This window comes from Pseudomonas sp. KBS0707, from assembly GCF_005937945.2.
Taxonomy (GTDB): Bacteria; Pseudomonadota; Gammaproteobacteria; order Pseudomonadales; family Pseudomonadaceae; genus Aquipseudomonas; species Aquipseudomonas amygdali.
The window spans coordinates 4960971-4978113 of the sequence record NZ_CP041754.1 but is presented as its reverse complement, the minus strand read 5'-3'; the positions used below and the strand labels follow the sequence as shown (position 1 = coordinate 4978113).

At 59.3% G+C, this 17143-nt stretch carries 13 protein-coding genes; 4 read left to right on the top strand and 9 right to left on the bottom strand.

The genetic code is table 11. The features are described 5' to 3' along the window. Positions 1–88 precede the first annotated feature (88 nt). Positions 89–1429: an MATE family efflux transporter gene (locus FFH21_RS23710; RefSeq protein ID WP_011169555.1), complete on the top strand. Its 1341-nt coding sequence runs from the start codon at positions 89–91 to the stop codon at positions 1427–1429. On the opposite strand, the gene FFH21_RS23705 is transcribed toward FFH21_RS23710, so the two are convergent. The 6 genes from FFH21_RS23705 to FFH21_RS23680 form a co-directional block, all read right to left on the bottom strand. Then, positions 1423–2325 carry an alpha/beta hydrolase gene (locus FFH21_RS23705; protein ID WP_019740686.1) on the bottom strand — a complete coding sequence of 301 codons (903 nt, stop codon included), beginning with the start codon at positions 2323–2325 and terminating at the stop codon, positions 1423–1425. The two genes, FFH21_RS23710 and FFH21_RS23705, sit on opposite strands and share 7 nt — an antisense overlap. Before the next feature lie 80 nt (positions 2326–2405). Further along, positions 2406–3812, bottom strand: coding sequence for a type VI secretion system Vgr family protein (locus tag FFH21_RS23700; protein ID WP_011169553.1), 1407 nt, complete (start codon positions 3810–3812; stop codon positions 2406–2408). A gap of 321 nt (positions 3813–4133) precedes the next feature. Continuing rightward, positions 4134–6047, bottom strand: coding sequence for an arginine decarboxylase (gene speA, locus FFH21_RS23695; protein WP_004666294.1), 1914 nt, complete (start codon positions 6045–6047; stop codon positions 4134–4136). Between the two features lie 100 nt (positions 6048–6147). Further along, positions 6148–6519, bottom strand: a complete 372-nt coding sequence (locus tag FFH21_RS23690) for a translation initiation factor Sui1 (protein ID WP_004655683.1) — start codon at positions 6517–6519, stop codon at positions 6148–6150. 188 nt (positions 6520–6707) lie between these two features. After that, the gene (locus FFH21_RS23685; RefSeq protein ID WP_002555349.1) at positions 6708–7253 is read right to left on the bottom strand and encodes an NUDIX hydrolase; all 546 of its coding nucleotides are present in this window, start codon (positions 7251–7253) and stop codon (positions 6708–6710) included. Further along, positions 7253–8332 carry a DUF2333 family protein gene (locus FFH21_RS23680; RefSeq protein ID WP_002555348.1) on the bottom strand — a complete coding sequence of 360 codons (1080 nt, stop codon included), beginning with the start codon at positions 8330–8332 and terminating at the stop codon, positions 7253–7255. Before FFH21_RS23680 ends, FFH21_RS23685 begins: the two co-directional genes overlap by 1 nt. Positions 8333–8633: 301 nt before the next feature. On the opposite strand from FFH21_RS23680, the gene FFH21_RS23675 reads away from it, so the two are divergent. Then, a complete protein-coding gene (locus tag FFH21_RS23675; protein WP_004666293.1) occupies positions 8634–10289 on the top strand; it encodes a PleD family two-component system response regulator in 1656 nt (551 codons plus the stop codon). 7 nt (positions 10290–10296) lie between these two features. Here the strand turns inward: FFH21_RS23675 and FFH21_RS23670 are convergent, their stop codons facing one another. Both FFH21_RS23670 and FFH21_RS23665 read right to left on the bottom strand, forming a co-directional pair. Next, the gene (locus FFH21_RS23670) at positions 10297–11085 is read right to left on the bottom strand and encodes a response regulator transcription factor (protein WP_162885662.1); all 789 of its coding nucleotides are present in this window, start codon (positions 11083–11085) and stop codon (positions 10297–10299) included. A gap of 170 nt (positions 11086–11255) precedes the next feature. After that, the gene (locus tag FFH21_RS23665) at positions 11256–11726 is read right to left on the bottom strand and encodes a prepilin peptidase (RefSeq protein ID WP_041924643.1); all 471 of its coding nucleotides are present in this window, start codon (positions 11724–11726) and stop codon (positions 11256–11258) included. A 75-nt stretch (positions 11727–11801) separates the two neighbouring features. On the opposite strand from FFH21_RS23665, the gene FFH21_RS23660 reads away from it, so the two are divergent. After that, positions 11802–12257: a TadE/TadG family type IV pilus assembly protein gene (locus FFH21_RS23660; protein WP_004655672.1), complete on the top strand. Its 456-nt coding sequence runs from the start codon at positions 11802–11804 to the stop codon at positions 12255–12257. Further along, positions 12247–15015 (top strand): PAS domain-containing protein, encoded by a 2769-nt coding sequence (locus FFH21_RS23655; RefSeq protein WP_011169550.1) that lies wholly within the window; start codon positions 12247–12249, stop codon positions 15013–15015. The genes FFH21_RS23660 and FFH21_RS23655 overlap by 11 nt, the downstream gene beginning before the upstream one ends. Here the strand turns inward: FFH21_RS23655 and FFH21_RS23650 are convergent. Next, a complete protein-coding gene (locus tag FFH21_RS23650; protein WP_011169549.1) occupies positions 15012–17045 on the bottom strand; it encodes a pilus assembly protein TadG-related protein in 2034 nt (677 codons plus the stop codon). The genes FFH21_RS23655 and FFH21_RS23650 overlap by 4 nt on opposite strands. Positions 17046–17143: the final 98 nt, after the last annotated feature.

Below are 17143 nucleotides of genomic sequence, written 5' to 3'. Positions count from 1 at the left end.
GCGCCGCACATTCACGACCTGGCCACCATCATCTGCACAGCAAAGCCTTGGCGCTCTGGCTACAATGCTCGCCTTGCCGGGAGTTCTCATGTCCACGTTGCTCAACGATTGGCGTCATCGCTCAACCCATCGTCGTGTCTGGGCGCTGGCTGCGCCGATGATTCTGTCGAATATTTCCGTTCCGCTTGTAGCGCTGGTCGACAGCGCAGTGATCGGTCATCTGCCGCACGCGCATCAGTCGGGTTCCGTCGCGGTCGGGTCGACGCTTTACACCTTCCTTGCCTGGGCCATGGGTTTTCTACGCATGGGCACCACCGGTTTTGCTGCGCAGGCGGCGGGGCGCAATGACAGTGCTGCGTTGCGCCGGATCCTGTTGCAGGGGCTATTGCTGGCCATCGGGCTGGCGTTGTTGCTGGGTGTGATCGCCTTGCCGTTCAGCCATCTGGCGCTGGCGATGATGCAGCCGTCTGCCGATCTGCAGCAAATGACCCTGGATTTCTTTTACACCCGGCTGTTCGGCCTGCCTGCGGCGCTGGCCAGTTATGCGCTGGTCGGCTGGTTTCTCGGCGCGCAAAACGCCAGAGCGCCACTGGCCATTCTGCTCATCACCAATCTGGTCAATATCGCGCTCAACCTGTGGTTCGTCATCGGTCTGGACTGGGGAGTGGTCGGTTCGGCGCGTGCCTCGGTGCTGGCAGAGTGGACCGGCGTAGTGCTCGGTCTGCTGCTGGCCCGCAAGACCTTGCGCGCCTGGCCGGGGCAGATCGTCTGGTCAGCGCTGAAGCTATGGAGCAACTGGAGACCCTTGCTGGCGGTCAATCGAGACATCTTTCTGCGCACACTGGCGCTGCAATCGGTGATGTTCCTGATCACCGTGCAGGGCGCTCGTCTGGGTGACGCAACGGTTGCCGCCAACGCGTTGCTGCTTAACGGCCTGCTGTTGACTGCCCATGCACTGGACGGGCTGGCGCATGCGGTCGAGGCGCTGTGCGGCCATGCCATTGGTGCGCGTGACCGGGATACGCTGCGGCGCTCGCTGGTGGTCGCGGGAGGCTGGTCACTGATTGCCAGCGTGGCATTTGCGCTGTTGTTTCTGGTGGGCGGGCATGGGTTCGTCAGCGTGCAGACCGATATTCCCGAGGTTCGCGCAACGGCCATGACCTATCTGCCATATCTGGCGCTGATGCCACTGCTGGCCGTCTGGAGTTACCTGCTGGACGGGCTGTTCATCGGTGCCACCCGTGCCCGTGAAATGCGCAACGCGATGCTGTTCAGCGCAGCAGGCATCGCGCCGGTGGCTTATCTGGCTTCCAGCAACGGCAATCACGCGTTATGGCTGACGTTTCTGGCTTTTACCCTGCTGCGCGGCCTGAGCCTTGGTGCCATTGCCTGGCGATTGACGCGCCGGGACGGCTGGTTCGTTCACTGAGTCTTCAAGGCTGCACGGTTCTTTTCCGCGAGCCTTGGCGGGGTGTGATTGACGAACATGTCGACCTCGTCGACCACCGGTGCCAGGCCGCTTAACAGCTTGGCAAATGCACCGACCAGCGTGCCGTGGTTAGTGCGCGAGAAGTACAGATCGCGTACTGGCACACCCGCCTCGCGCAATGCCCGCGCCAGGCCACCGGTGTTGCGTTTGGGGTTGACCAGCGAGTCCGTATTCGAGGCCATCAGCAACGCAGGGGGCGCGCTGGAACTGACGTGGTTGATGGGTTGCGAGTCAGGCGGTGAGTCGGGGAAAAAGAACACCGGTTTCACATCGGCGTTCTCGATAGGCAGAAAGTCGTACGGCCCGGCCAGCCCGATCCAGCCGCTGAGAATGGACGGCGACAAGCCTTCACGGGCTAGCCAGCGGGGGTCGAGCGCCAGCATCGCAGCGTTATAGGCACCTGCACTGTGGCCCATCACGTACAAGCGGTCAGGATCGCCACCGTAGGTTTTTGCATGCTTGTGCGCCCAGGCCAGCGCCTTGGCTGAATCTTCCAGAAAGCTTGGGTAGCGCACCTGCGGATAGAGCCTGTAGTCGGCAATCACGACGACCATGCCACGCGCAGCCAATGCTTCGCCGACGAAGGCGTAATTGGCTTTCGAACCGGTGTTCCAGCTGCCGCCATAGAAAAACACCACGACTGGCGCATTTGCCGGTTTAGTCTGTGGGGTGTAAACGTCCAGCGTGTTGCGTGGATCCTGCCCGTAGGCCACCCCGTAGACATGATCGACAGGGCCGGTCGGATTCAACGTGTTGAGCAGCTTCAAGGGCGAGCAACCGGACAATGCTGCCAGTACGGCACCCGTCATGAGTGTCAGGAAAATCACTCGTATCATAAGGGAAGGGCTCTGGCAGATAAGTCGGATATGCCTGAGACCGTCGCGCTTCGCCCCAGTGCCGCATAGTTACTACTACGTCATTCAATAGCGTCCGGATCACCCGAAGAACGGCCATTCGCCTTGCTGGCAAAGCTGATGCGCGGGCTGCTCAGTGTCAGGCCATTATCGTCGACCTGCACCGTGCTGGACCCCGCATCCAGTGTGACTTTGCTGCCTTCACCAAGGTATAGGCAGACCCCGTCTGCCAGTTGCAGCAGTCGGTCAGCGCCAATGAACATTTGCCGGTCGAGGTGCATTTGAACGTTTTCGACAGGCGCTGGATCATTCTCGCGACGCGCCTCCTGCGCCGGCAGACAGCCGATGATCAGTGGTGGGTGTGTGTCATCCTCAGAAAAGCTCACCGCCACTGACATACCGGCGCGACATTCGATATCCAGCCCCGGTGCCAGATGCAGCCAGCAGCCACCACCGGGATCATTCGGGTGTTGCCATTCCCACTCCAGCCGGACGTGCACCCGGCCTGACGCATCAAGCCTTGCCGGATCGCCGCTGATGCCGATGATCCAGCCTCGCTGAAGGTGCGCAACCGGCTCGCGCGGTGCCGGGGCAGGCGTTCTGAAGCCGACTTCCCATGGTATGGCCTTGAACTGGTTCGAGTAGCGTTCCGATGCCCCGCGGTCATTGCCATCAACGATGCCAAAGCGATGCCGGACTTCTGTGATCAGCCACATGTGGTTCCAGTTCTTCTCGGGATGGTCGGCCAGCGGCAGCAATTCTGCGCAAGTCACGAATGGCAAGGTACTCTCGCCTGTCGCGTGCTGGGCTGCGCGGCTGCCGGGCAGATCCGTTGCATGCTCGGTGACGGCAAACCGGGTCACCCCGGACTGTTGCGCGAATTGACGCCAGCGTGCGACAGGGCTGCGCGCAAACCCGTGCAGGTTGGCGCCGAATACTAATTCGTGGCGATGCCGTGAATGGACAAAGTGGTAGTGAATGCCTTCTTCTGCGCACAGGCGCTGGACCAGTTGCAGGTCGGATTCCTGATACTGCACGCAACAGTCGCGTTCGCGGCACTCGGTCGGCAGATCAAAACGGAAACAGTTCTTCAGGCCATGTTCTTCGAGCACCTGGGTGATGATCCGGGTGGCGGTCATGTGCTGAAAGATGCGCGACTGGTGGCGTAACCCGAGACAGGCCAGTCGAGGCCCCATTATCAGCGTGTAACACGCCGGGCCGGGTTGGTAATGCTTGCGTGTCGCGCCTTGAATCTGACCGTGAAAGTTCTTCCGGCTTCCGAAGCTCAGCGAGGCAGGTTTGTACATCAGGCCGGTCAGGTCCAGATCCAGGCCGTCGCCAAGAATGTCCAGTTCAAATGTAAAAGGCTGGCTGATCGCCTCGCTTGCGCTGAACGATAGGACAGTGAAGCAGCGCTGCAGGCGGGCAATTTCCAGACGAAAGAGCGGCGCGCTGGTGGGGTCGGGCATGATGGAGTGCTTCTCTACCGGGAATGCGACCGCGAATTCTGGCGCAGAAATCGGGCAGGGTAGAGGGCTGCAGGTAGAACCGGACGTTGCCTACAGGGAATGTGGGTAGCGGCTTACGATGTGCGCATAACCATCGCTCCAGCGCATAAGTCTCGTAGGAGCGAGCTTGCTCGCGAAGAGGCCGGAACGCACCCCGAAACAAGGCGTTTGGCCTCATTCTCCTGGCTTATCAGAACTTGCCTGTAACGATGAGTGCACAGCATTGGCACCACAGTCACAGTAGATGGGGCCCAATTGCAGGCCCCATCGCAAATCCTGGAATCAGGACGACAGGTACGAAGAGCGTGTCAGCCCCAGGCGCAGGGCGTCGAGGAAGTAGGTACGCTCGCGCGGGGTAATCTTGGCGCTGGCGACCTTGTCCCGGTAATGGGTCATCAGTTCTTCCGGCGACAAATGCACGTAGCGCAGCATGTCTTCGATGGTGTCGTGGGTTTCGATGCCCGCGTGGTAAACGCTGCCGTCCGGGTTCTGGTAGATGTTCACCGAGTCGGTATCACCGAACAGGTTGTGCATGTCCCCCAGAATTTCCTGATAGGCGCCTACCAGGAAGATCCCCAGCAGATAGTCTTCGCCTTCGTTCAACGAGTGCACCGGCATACTGGTCTCGATGCTCTGCTCATCGACGTACTGCTTGATCTTGCCGTCGGAATCGCAGGTCAGGTCCTGAAGCACGGCGCGGCGCACCGGCTCTTCGTCCAGACGGTGCAAGGGCAGAATCGGCAGCACCTGGCCGATGGCCCAGGTATCGGGCAGGCTCTGGAACACCGAGAAGTTGCAGATGTACTTGTCGGCCAGCTTGTCGTTGAGTTCGTCGAGCACCTGACGGTGCGAGCGTTGACGTGCCTTCAACGAGTTGTACAGGCGGCGGCAGACGGCGAAGTAGCATTGTTCGCCGAGTGCTTTCTCCGCCAGGCTGATTTTGCCATCGGCGTACTGGGTAGCGATGTCGCTCATGTAGTGCGTGGCACGCCAGTAGGTTTCGGTGACCATTTCTATGTCGGTCGGACCCAGCAGGTCCACCAGCCACTGCACGGTTTCCGGCAGGCTTTCCTTGTCGGAGATTTCCGGCACTTCGTCGTTATGCTTCTCGACGTCGGTCACCTGGACCACCAGCATGGCGTGGTGGGCGGTCAGCGAGCGGCCGCTTTCCGAGAAGATATGCGGGTGCGGCAGGCTTTGCGCATCGCAGAACTCCTTGAGCATGCCGACCACCACGCCTGCGTAGTCGTCCATGTCGTAGTTGATCGAGCTGGCGTTGCGTGAGTGGGTGCCGTCGTAGTCGACGCCCAGACCGCCGCCGACATCGATGTAATCCACCGGCAGGCCGAGTTTGCGCAGCTCACCGTAATAGCGGATAGCCTCTTTGAAGCCGTGCTGGTAATCAGCCAGGTTGGCGATCTGCGAGCCCATGTGGAAGTGCAGCAGGCGGATGCCCTGATCGAGCCCGGCCTTGCGGAAGCGCTCGACCACCGACAGCAATTGTGCGGCCGACAGACCGAACTTGGATTTCTCGCCGCCGGTGTCCGCCCATTTGCTCGACGCCAGGGAAGACAGGCGCACGCGCAGGCCTACCTGAGGGGCGACTTTCAGCTCGGCGGCTTCTTCGATCACCAGCTCGACTTCGGATTCTTTCTCGATGACGATGAATACGTTGTGGCCCAGCTTCTGGCCCATCAGCGCCAGACGTATGAACTCACGGTCCTTGTAACCGTTGCAGACGATGGTGCCGCCTTTGGGCGCCAATGCCAGCACGGCCATCAGCTCCGGTTTGGAACCCGCTTCCAGGCCGATGGAGACGTTCTGCGTGGCGATGATGTTTTCCACCACCGCTTCCTGTTGGTTGACCTTGATCGGGTACAGCGCGGTGTATTGGCTCTGGTATTCCAGGCGCGCGATGTTGCTGTCGAATGCACCGGTCAGTTGACGCACACGGTCTTGCAGAATGTCGGGGAAGCGCACCAGCAAGGGCAGCGACAGGCCGCTCTTGCGCAGGTTGTCGACCTGTTCGTAAAGGTCGATGGGCGAGCTGTCCGGCCCATTGGGACGGACTTCAACGCGACCTGCTTCGTTGATTGCAAAATAACCCGCGCCCCAATGGCGAATACCATAAACGCTGCGGCTGTCCGCAACTGTCCATTGGCTGCCATCGTCTTTGCGTGTGCGTCGTACGGACATCGAAGTCCCCTATAAAGAAGTCGTTGCGCCAGCCAATAGCCAGCTGGGCGCAGTGTAATGAGTTGAAATGACGATTTGATTCGCTGCCCGCTACGCGGATTCAGCCGCCGGACTTTTTAGCCTTGAAGCCTTTTTTGATCAGCTCTGCCAATAGCAGTTCGACGTGATCGCCCTGAATCTCGATCACGCCGTCCTTGAGCGATCCGCCTGTGCCACAGCGCTGCTTGAGGGCTTTGGCGAGGTCTTTGAGCGGCTCTTCTGCCAGCGGGACACCACTGATGGTAGTCACGGTCTTGCCGCCACGGCCTTTGCTTTCCCGGCGCACGCGGGCAATACCGTCACCTTCGGGGATGGCGGTCTGTTTGCAGGTGCAGTCGGCAACGGGCTGACGACAATCCGGGCAGTGACGCCCTGCGTCGGTTGAAAACACCAAGCCACCAAGGGCGGCGAGAGAAGCGGCTTTTTTAGCCACGCAAAAATCCTCTTGTTGAGGACTGAAGATGGGTCGGGCTCACACGAACCATCGACCGCGAAGCCCCACTCTGGCAGGGGCAGCGCTACTGAAACGGCAGGGCCGGTCCAGTTTGAAAAGGTCGCGCAGTGTAACGGCAAACAGACCGGTTGCTAAGGGGCTGGATACGCCAATTTCTGAACACTGGCTTACTGAGCATTCTCTATCTGCTGCAGGTAGCGTTTCAGCGCCGCGAGCGAGTCCGGGCAGTAAGGGATTTTTTCAGCCTGATGCAGAACGTCGGCGATGGGCATGAAGCGCGCTTCCAGCACTTCTTCGGGCTGCAATCTCAAGGGCCCGTCCCACACGGCTGAAAACACGGCGCACCAGAGCCGGTTGCCCGGCTGATCGAAGAAAAACCGTTCGTGGGCCTGCAACGGTACGCCACTGACGCCCAGCTCCTCTTCCAGCTCCCGGGCAGCGGACTCGTCATAGCTTTCATCCGCCTGCACCATTCCGCCTGCGGCGACATCCCAATAACCGGGATAAATCGCTTTGCTCAGTGTGCGCCGATGCACGCAAAGCTCACCGGCACTGTTGAACAGCAGGATATAAGTGCCGCGCCCGATCAGTCCGCGCTCGCGCAAGTCGGCGCGGACCCGCGAGCCGAGCAGTCGGTCCTGCTCGTCGACCCAGGCGATCTGCTCGGCATCCGAGGCGGCACGGTGCGCGGCCTCGTTGGCAGGAATAGACATCAGCCTTGATTCAGCAACTGGCGCAGGTCGATAACCGCGGCGTTGGCACGCGAGATGTAGTTGGCCATGACCAGCGAGTGGTTGGCGAACACACCGAACGGGCTGCCATTCAGAATCATCGGGCTCCACAGCGGTTCCTGGGACGCTTCCAGCTCACGAATGATCTGACGCACGCTGACGGTCGCATTCTTCTTGGCCAGTACATCGGCGAAGTCGACCTCAATGGCGCGCAGCAGATGCGACAGAGCCCAGGCCTGACCGCGCGCTTCATAGAACACGTTGTCCACTTCCAGCCACGGGGTCTCGACGATTTCCTCGTCTACCTGCGGTACTTCGCCAGGTTTGACCGAAACAGCGGCCTCGGTTTTCAGCGTGCTGTTGAGTTTGACCCGACCGACACTGGCCGAAAGGCGTTGCGACAGCGAGCCCAGGCGGGTGCCGACATCACCCAGCCAGTTGTTCAGGTTGTCGGCGCGGGCATAGAACAGCGCGCCTTTCTGGTTCGGGTCGGACAAACGTGCCTGGTAGCGACTCAGAGAGTTGATACCTTCGGCGTATTGCGACTCGCTGGAAGGCAGGATCCAGCTGCGATTGTTGAAGTTGAACAGCGGCTCGGCGCGAGCCAGATCGCCATCTTCGGCAGATTGAGACTGGGAACGGGCAAAGTCCTTGCGCAGCGCACGACTCAAGTCACGCACCTGCACCAGTACGCCGTATTCCCAGCTTGGAATGTTGTCCAGCCACAAGCCTGGTGGCATGCGGTCGTTGGACAGATATCCACCGCGCTTGTTGAGCAGGGTGCCAGCCACGGTCTTGAGCGTTTCAACCGTCGTATACCCGATAACCATTGGCTTGCCTTCGCGCTCGGCGGCGGCTTGAGCGTTCTGTTGTACCGGGAACAGTGCAGGCTCTTTGCTCCAGTACCAGCCGACTACCAGTGCAACCAGCAGGTAAATCAAGATCAAGGCGCCCAGAGCGCGGCTATAGAACAGGTTACCCAGGTAACCGCGGCGTTTGACCGATGAAGTGTCAGCGGTGCGCTCACCCGCGCTGCCTGCGCGGTTCTTCCAATCCAGCATGGTAGGGTCCTTTCGATCTTGAGTTGAATGCTTCACGTGGGGTTCGACCGCAACCTTACCCTAAGGTGCGATCGGGGCAGCTGCAAGCTTCGAGCTTCAAGCCAAAAGCGAATTGCTTTCAACTTCCAGGTTGCATCTCAAGGCCTATAGCCAGGCTCTATCAGTCGATTGATTTTGAGTAATGGCTAAGCGCCATCAAAATGTTGTCAAATAAGTGACTTACGGCACTGTTCTGTTGTAACGGAGGTGCTAGCATAGCGCCATCAGCCGTATCGCTCAGTAAAACCACAGTAGTCTCAATATGACCGAGCCAGAAGACCCTAGCCGAGATCGCCTGAAGCATCATTTTGCCCAAAGGGTCATCCACCAGGCACGCCAGATTCTGGAGACGTGGCAACGTCTGCAGAAAGCCGAGTGGTCGGCTGGCGACATGGCTGAGCTCAAGGAATCGACGTTGCGTTTACTGCGCTTTGCCGAGCGCTTCGAGCAGGTTGAACACATTTCACTGGCGCATGACATCAACCAGGCACTTGAGGCTGTCGAAGCCAATCGCGGTCGCCTCAACAGCAGCGTCATCACTGACCTCAATCGTCTGATGCAACGTCTCTCCCGCACCGGGCTGCGGCATGGCGACCAGCTTGAGCAAACGTCGCTGCCTCCGCTGCGCAAGCCGGTCTATGTGGTGCTTCAGGACCATGAGCGGGCCGAGCGTCTGGCCAAGCAGCTGGAGTTTTTCGGTCTGGCAGCCCTGTCGCTGCACAGTGTTGCCGAGTTTCAGCGCGCAATGGCGCAACGGCATCCGGCTGCGATTGTCATGGATGTCGATTTCAGCGGGCCAGGACAAGGTCTGAAGCTGGCCTCACAGGCTCAGGAAGGCCTGGAGCAGAAGCTTCCGCTGTTGTTTTTCAGCCTTAACGAAACCGATACGCCCACCCGCCTCGCAGCAGTGCGGGCCGGTGGCGAAGAGTTTTTGACCGGCGCGCTGGAAGCGTCGAGTCTGCTGGAAAAAATCGAAGTCTTGACCTGCGTCGCTCAATACGAACCCTATAAAGTGCTGATCATCGACGATTCCCGCGCTCAGGCAATGCACACCGAACGCATTCTGAATGCAGCCGGAATTGTTACGCGGGTTCTGCTCGACCCGATTCAGGCAATGTCCGAACTGGCGGAGTTTCAGCCGGACCTGATCATTCTCGACATGTACATGCCTGGTTGCACCGGCACTGAGCTGGCCAAGGTCATTCGCCATAATGACCGCTATGTCAGCGTGCCGATCATTTACCTGTCGGCCGAGGATGACCAGGACAAGCAGCTTGACGCCATGAGCGAGGGTGGCGATGACTTCCTCACCAAGCCGATCAAGCCACGCCACCTGATCACCACGGTTCGCAATCGCGCCGCCAGAGCCCGCAGCCTCAAGGCGCGCATGGTTCGTGACAGCCTGACCGGGCTCTACAATCACACGCACATCCTGCAACTGCTGGAAGATTGCAGCTTTCGCTCGCGACGCGAGGGTAAGCCGCTGTGTTTTGCCATGCTCGATATCGACCACTTCAAGAAGGTCAACGACAGCCACGGTCACCCGATGGGAGATCGCGTCATCAAAAGCCTGGCGCTATTTCTCAAGCAGCGCCTGCGCAAGACCGACTTCATCGGTCGTTACGGTGGTGAGGAGTTTGCCATCGTCATGCCGGATACCGACATTCAAAGTGCCCATAAAGTGCTTGATGAGATCCGCCATCGCTTTGCGGAGATCCATTACCCCGCGCAGCCGACCGATCTGTTTTGCACTTTCAGCGCCGGGGTCGTTTCTCTGGGGGCTAATGACGACAGTCTGAGCCTTGCGTCACAGGCGGATACTGCGTTGTACTGCGCCAAGCACGCGGGCCGCAATCAGGTGCATTCGGCCCTGGTGGATGTGCCCTATCACGTCGTGTTGACGGAAATCGAGGCCTGATTCGGTTTCAGTCCTGGCTTTCGATCAGCTTTTGCCGCTCTGCCGATTTGCCGGGTGAAAATGCCAAGGCCAGTTGGGTGCGGTTATGCATGTGGGTCAAGCGCAGCACTTGGGACACGTAGAGTTTGACAGTGTTTTCGGTAATGCCCAGTTCGCAGGCAATCTGGTAATTGGTCAGCCCCTTGCTGACCAGGCGCGCGACGTCAAGCTGGCGGGGTGACAATTTGGCCAGCGATACGGGCATCTGTGCATCACTCTCGGAGCTGGTTTTGCGCTCGGACTGCGCCCTGTTCTGAAAGTTATCCAGATTTTGATAGAGGTCGTCTATGGATGCGGCCAGAAACTGAAGTTTCTCGTTGAGCAGGCCCAATTGCTGACGGTTTTTTTGCCGTTCGTGCAGCGCTTCCACCTGCAACTGGACACCCTCAAGCAACTCTTCAAGGTTGACCGGCTTCTGGTAGTAATCGGCGATGCCGGCTCGCAGAGCCTTGATGACATCCTTTTTCTCGGCTTGTCCGGTCAGCATGATGGCCTCGAACAGATGCGTCTTGCCGCCAGCCATCTTCATGGCTTCGACCATCTCGATCCCATTCATGCCTGGCATTTCCAGGTCGCAGAGTACGATGCCAATAGCGCTGTCGCTGCTGAAATGCTCGATGGCCTCAAGGCTTGAATGGCAGCGCACGCACGCATAGCCGTTGCTCTCCAGAAACTCACAGAGTTCTTCAACAATAAGAGGCTGGTCGTCGACCACCAGAAATTTCGTGACCGGGTAGTTATCCACATGCAACTCCATGCTGTTAAGGCCGGCAGACCGGAACCTTTATCCATTCAGCAAAACATGATTAAGCGTTGTATGACCCGTTTCGGGTAGTTCAATGACAGTACGCCACAGCGATGTGTTAACCGTAGTCGTACTTTCCGACTATGTACATAGCATTAAACTTTCAATTGGCCGAGAGTCGACTAATGGAGCAACGCTACTGTCAGCAGCAAGCCCGCCAATAAAAAAGGTGAAAAAGGATATTTATCTGGCGCGTCAGGGAACATATAGGCGTAACGCTGCGCAACTCGTTGGTTTATATGATGCTGCACTTTCCTGGCGAGCAACACCCAGGTCAGCGCGGCGATGCCTGCGCCGATAAACGTGCACAGTAAATAGACGCTGTCGGAGGCGAGCGCGAGTGCGGCCATCAGCTTGACGTCTCCGGCGCCCAGCTTGCCGAGCGCATAACCAGGCAATGTCAAGCCCAGTTCCAGCGCCAGTGCCAGCGCGGCTTCCAGTGGCGGGGCGCCTAGCCAGGTCGTTCCGGTGCCTGCCAGCCAGGCGGCCGCCAGTGTTGTTGCGCCCAGTGTCAGCCCGTTTGAAATGTGCTTGCGTCGCGCATCCTGTTCGGCGCAAATTACAAACCAGACAAGCAGAAGAAATAATTTCATCAAGCAAAAAACATCCTGTTTTCCGGAAAGAATCTATGCTCTGTTGAAGCCGTAAATGTCAGGGTAGACGTTGATATGAAAACCGTTCTGCAGCATGCCTTGCCTCATCGGCAGCAAGGTGCCGCCGCTATTGAGTTCGCTGCGGTGTTCGTTGTTTTCTTTGCCGTGTTCTATGGCGTGGTGAGTTATAGCCTGCCGTTGCTTATGATGCAGTCTTTCAATGCGGCGGCCAGTGAAGCCGTGCGCCGAAGTGTCGCCCTTAGCCCGACAGTGAGTGGCTATAACACTCTGTTGGTCAGCCAGGCGCAGAGTGTCGTCATGAATCAGCTGTCATGGATGCCGCCTGCGCTGGGTTTCAACGTCAGTTATACCAACGTGACCTACACCGCCGGTGTTCTGACGGTGACCATCCAGTACCCCAAGACCCGATTGACCCAGGTACTCCCGTTATTGACGCTCCCTGGCATCGGCGAGGTCCCGCGCTTGCCGACCAACCTTACTGCACAAGCGAGTCTGCAACTTGCCCCTTGAAAAAAATCGTCTGAGCCGTTGGCTGGGCCGTGGTGAAGCGCCGCCGGTATCCCAAGCTGTGCCCGTTTCGAGCGAGCCGGGACCGGTCGGGGTCGACCTTTATGTGCTGCTCGATGACGAAGGACGGATACAGAGCATCAGCCCGCAGTTGCTTGCGCGGCTGGGCATTGCCGCTCCGCTGTCAGCTGCGCAGCGGTTGATGAACCTGTTGCTGCCAAACAGCGCGCTGGTCATTGAAGGCGTGCCGCATGACTGGCTGGGGCACATGCTGGATCTGGACTTCAAGAGTGCCGATGCGCATACCTTGCACGCCCGTGGCTGGGTGCAGGCGCATGGCAAGGGCTGGCTGTTGCAGCTGCTGGATATCAGCGACTTGATGGAGGAGGCCAGTGCCGCCCGCAGCCGCCAGCAATGCCTGCGCTTTGCCGGGCAAATGGCCGAGCGTGTGCGCGTGTGCAACGTGGACCGGCTGACTGCCGTGGTGACCGAGCAACTCGAGGAACTGGCGCAGCTATGGCGCGTTCCCTGTCTGGCGCTGGTATTGCCGGAAGTCAGCGGCTCTGGCTGGCGTGTCTACTGCCAGTACAGCGCCCACACCGCGCCGGAGTTATGGCAGGTTGGGCAGCGACTGGGCAATGCGCTGGATCGATTCGATGCCAATATCACCCATCAACTCAGGTTTGGCGGCGGCGTCGACCAAGGGCCGTTGCAGAGTGCCTTCGGCAACGCGGACGGTTTTCTGATCCCCCACAGCCGTGACAACGTTGCTAAAGCATGGCTGATGTTCGGTTTCTATAACCCGCAACAGCAGGCTCCGGATCTTGGTGAGCGCGAGTGGCTCAACCTGTGTTCGGCGCTGGCCGGGCCGGTGCTTTTTCGCTTGTCCGAGCAGCACAACCGTCACCATGTAGAGCGCCTGGCGGTGCTTCAGGATCTACTGGGCACCGGTTGGTGGGAGCTGATGCCTGCTCGTGACGAAATCCTGCTGGCACCGCAATTGGCGCGCAGTCTGCGTCTGGGTGACCGGGTCGAAAGTCTGTCGCGTCAAGACTGGCTGGCGTTGATTCATCCGGCTGATCGACAAGAGCTTTCCAGTCGTCTGGCGCAGTTACGTGACAAAGGCACGCCGCTGCTGCTTTGCGTGCGTCTGGCACAGAGCGATCCCGCCCAGGAAACCCTCTGGTACCGTATTCAGGGCCAGGCGCTGATCAGTGGTCAGGTTCAGCGAGTGTTGGGTTTCATGCTCGATGTCAGTGATATCAAGAATCAGGAAACCGAAGCAGCGGCCGCTCACGCCCGGCTGGATAACCTCATTGCCAGCTCGCCGGCCGTGATTTATGTGCAGCGCTACGATCACGGCAACCTTGAGCCAACCTTTTTCAGTGACAGTCTCACGCCCTTGCTGGGCTGGACGCTGGCTGACTGCGTAGATGGCCAGCTGGCGGAATACATTCACCCCGAAGACCGCGACATCTGGTTCGAGCGTAACCGGCAGCTGTTGCGCGGAGGCGTTGTCAGTCGGCGTTACAGGTTGCGCAACAAGAACGGCCACTACCATTGGTTGCTGGACGAAGCGCGATTGTTGCGTGACGACCTCGGCATGCCCGTGGAGGCGGTCGGCCTGTGGCTGGACGTGACCGAAGCCACTCTGGCGGCCGAGCACGTGCGCCAGAGCGAAGAGCGATACCGCATTCTGGTCGAAGACTCACCGGCCATGATCTGCCGCTATTCTCCGGATCTGGTACTGAGTTTCGGCAACCGTCCACTGGCCAATTACATGGAATGCACGCCGGAACAACTGACCGGGATCAATCTGGGGGACTGGCTTTCGGACGAGCAGCGCGAGGCATTCATTCGGCGCATTGGTCAACTCACCCCGCAAGCGCCGGTGAGCACCGAAGAAATCTGTATCGAGCTGCCCGGCCGTGAGTATGCCTGGTGGGTCTGGGCCGACCGGGGAATATTCGACGAGCACGGCACGCTGGTCGAGGTTCAGGCCGTGGGCCGTGATAACACGGATGTGCGCCGCTCCAGGATGCAATTGAACCAGAGCGCGAAAATGGCCACGCTTGGCGAAATGTCCACAGGCCTCGCCCATGAGATAAATCAGCCCCTCAATGTTATGCGCATGGCGGTGGTCAACGTCCTCAAGCGTCTTGGGCGCGGAGACGTGGACATCGAATACCTCACCGAAAAGCTCAACCGTATCGACACGCAGGTACAGCGTGCTGCCCGCGTGGTGGACCATATGAGGGTATTCGGTCGGCGCTCTGAAGTGGAGGAGCATCTGTTCGATCCGGCGCAGGCGGTGGAAGTCACCCTCTCGATGCTGGCCGAAGGCATGAAAGGCAAGGGTGTGCAGTTGCGGGTCGGCACCATGATCGAAGACGTGCAGGTTCGCGGGCATGTCGATCAGCTTGAGCAGGTGCTGATCAACCTGATGGTCAACGCCCGTGATGCGTTGTTGTCACGTCGGGAAAAAGACCGGGATTTCGAACCGTGGATCAGCGTCGAGGCCGAGCGGGACGAAAATATCATCCGGCTGGCGGTTCAGGACAACGGCGGGGGGATTGATCCGCGTTTGCTGGAGCGCATTTTCGAGCCTTTCTTCACTACCAAGCCTGTCGGTGTCGGCACCGGACTGGGCTTGTCTGTCAGCTACGGCATCGTCGACCAGATGGGCGGCCAGCTCAGCGTCGGCAACGTCGGGGAGGGCGCTCGTTTCCAGATCGAGCTGCCGATATTCAACGCCGGTTAGATAATCAGCGTCGCCTGACCGATGTTGCAGCTTAAATTGGCCCCCACATCGGCGTCACCCAGACTCAGGCCAAGTGACTCGAACAGCGGGTCGACGACTGATGTCAGCAAGCCGGTCAGCGTGTTCTCCACAATAGCGTCCAGCGCAACGGTCAGGCTGTTCAGCGTTGCAGCTGCTCCAGTAATGACGTTGCCTAGCACATTGCTGGTCGCAGGTTTATAGACATTCACCTTTACGCTGGAAACCGTGCCGTTCAGCAACGTACTGGGTTTGGTGTGCGCAACGCTTGTCAGGAAATAGGGCGCGCTGTTGATTTCCGGCAGATTGGGCGAGCTGAAGGTTGTACTGACGACCGTTGAGCTGCCCAGCGGCGACTGGCTTACCGTGTCGAACGTGAGACCTATGCCGCCACCGCCGAAGGGGGTACGGGCGGTGCAGTTGCCCAACAGTCCCGCTATCTTCTGGCAGGTCTTGGTGCCTATATCCAGCACCGGTAGAGGCAGTGCGGTGATTGCCGAGGGGTCAGTGCTGGCAGGAAACGCTGCCGTGCTGTCAATCCAGCCAACCTTGGCGCTGAGCAATCCTGCATCTGTTTTGACACTCAAGGTTTTGCTGGTATTGCTGGTACAGGTGTAGCCGGTGACATAGGTGTCGGCGCTGGCCAGCGACAGGCTCAGATCTATCCTGGGGCCGGCGCTGGCAGAAGAGTCCGAGGTCAGAAACTTGAAATCGGTGACCATGCAACTGTTCAGCCCTACGGCGCAGGTGGCTGATGTCACCAAGCCCGCGATGTTCAGGCTCAACGCGCTATTGAGGATCGGTGTCAGGCTGCCGACCACCGAGCCCGCAGTGTTGGCCAATGACGTGATGGTGCCCAGCACCGGCAGATTGATCGACACCAGCGCACGCATCTGCGCGGTGCGCACGTAGATCCGGTTGGCACCGGTTTTGGGATTGAGCGGGTCGATCTTGCTCGGGTCGCCGATGGCCGATAACTGAGGCGGCTCAACGACCTGAAATCGTGTGTTGACCTGTGCCAGGGTGCCTACATTTATTTGCGCAGCTGTCGATATGCCGGTCTTGTCGTTGGCCAGTTGCGCAAGGCCTTGAACCAGGTCCAGAAGGCGCAGGTTGGTATTCAATGCAGCGAGGTCCGAACTGCCCTGTATCGACAGCACGTCGCCGAGCAACACAGTGGTTGCGCCAGCCGCCAGTTTCAAGGCTTGCAGGCCTGCGATGGTGGCCGTACCGTTCAAGGTCGCGCCGGGATCGAGCACATTGATAGCACTCTGGATCAGTTTGCTGACAGAAACCGATGTGTTGAGCACCTCGCTGTAACCGACCGCAGTCAGGTTAAGGTCGGTCTTGAGTCGGTTCAGATAGCTCAACAGGCTGAGGTCGGTGCTGGCGAGGCCCTGCCAGTTCGCTACGCTCAGGTTGAGTGTGCCACCGAGCAGGCTGCCGATGAGCGGGTTCAGAATGGCCGCCCGAGTGCTGTCCATTGTTACCGCCGCACTGCGAATGGTGAGTGCCGCCAGTGGCGCGGCACTGGCAGCCACGGCTGTGGCGCTGATCGTGATGTTCGCAGGGGAGGGAGTTTTTTCGAACAGGGCAACAATACCGGCAGCAATACTTCGTGGCACCGGATGCGCCGCGAACACTTGAATGGCCAGTGCCTGGGTGGAGTCCGCGACAAATACGCGCTGGCTCTGCAGGCCCACGGTAAGGGTGCCGCAGAGGGTGGTTAGCGTTCGACCTCCGGTATTCGGGGTAAAGCCGTTACGCGTGGCACTTTGTGTGGCGAAACCGGGGGCGGTGGCCGCCCCGCTGCACGTTCCCCTGCGCCCCGCAGCTTCCAGGGCGGCGATGTCCGCAACCCGCTGCAACGAGCGTTTCTCCAGATACAGCCTGCCGCTGTCGACCACTATCAGTGTGCACAGCAGCGCCAATCCCAATGTGAGCGCGGCCATCATGCCTATGGCGCCGCGTTGCCGGGCGGGCATTGCCGTATAACCATCCAGTGGGGACATCAGCACTCCTTCGGCCACGCCGTTGCTCACTCACCTGCTTCAGGGGAGTGTAGTCAACGCCTCGAAAGAGCACTTGCAAGGTGCCAGATTTGAGAAGT

What these genes read in the sequence shown, in the direction of transcription:
- FFH21_RS23710 (WP_011169555.1), top strand. Translation starts at nt 89, where the DNA reads ATGTCCACGTTGCTCAACGATTGGCGTCATCGCTCAACCCATCGTCGT.
- FFH21_RS23705 (WP_019740686.1), bottom strand. Translation starts at nt 2,325, where the DNA reads ATGATACGAGTGATTTTCCTGACACTCATGACGGGTGCCGTACTGGCA.
- FFH21_RS23700 (WP_011169553.1), bottom strand. Translation starts at nt 3,812, where the DNA reads ATGCCCGACCCCACCAGCGCGCCGCTCTTTCGTCTGGAAATTGCCCGC.
- speA (WP_004666294.1), bottom strand. Translation starts at nt 6,047, where the DNA reads ATGTCCGTACGACGCACACGCAAAGACGATGGCAGCCAATGGACAGTT.
- FFH21_RS23685 (WP_002555349.1), bottom strand. Translation starts at nt 7,253, where the DNA reads ATGTCTATTCCTGCCAACGAGGCCGCGCACCGTGCCGCCTCGGATGCC.
- FFH21_RS23680 (WP_002555348.1), bottom strand. Translation starts at nt 8,332, where the DNA reads ATGCTGGATTGGAAGAACCGCGCAGGCAGCGCGGGTGAGCGCACCGCT.
- FFH21_RS23675 (WP_004666293.1), top strand. Translation starts at nt 8,634, where the DNA reads ATGACCGAGCCAGAAGACCCTAGCCGAGATCGCCTGAAGCATCATTTT.
- FFH21_RS23670 (WP_162885662.1), bottom strand. Translation starts at nt 11,085, where the DNA reads ATGGAGTTGCATGTGGATAACTACCCGGTCACGAAATTTCTGGTGGTC.
- FFH21_RS23665 (WP_041924643.1), bottom strand. Translation starts at nt 11,726, where the DNA reads ATGAAATTATTTCTTCTGCTTGTCTGGTTTGTAATTTGCGCCGAACAG.
- FFH21_RS23660 (WP_004655672.1), top strand. Translation starts at nt 11,802, where the DNA reads ATGAAAACCGTTCTGCAGCATGCCTTGCCTCATCGGCAGCAAGGTGCC.
- FFH21_RS23650 (WP_011169549.1), bottom strand. Translation starts at nt 17,045, where the DNA reads ATGTCCCCACTGGATGGTTATACGGCAATGCCCGCCCGGCAACGCGGC.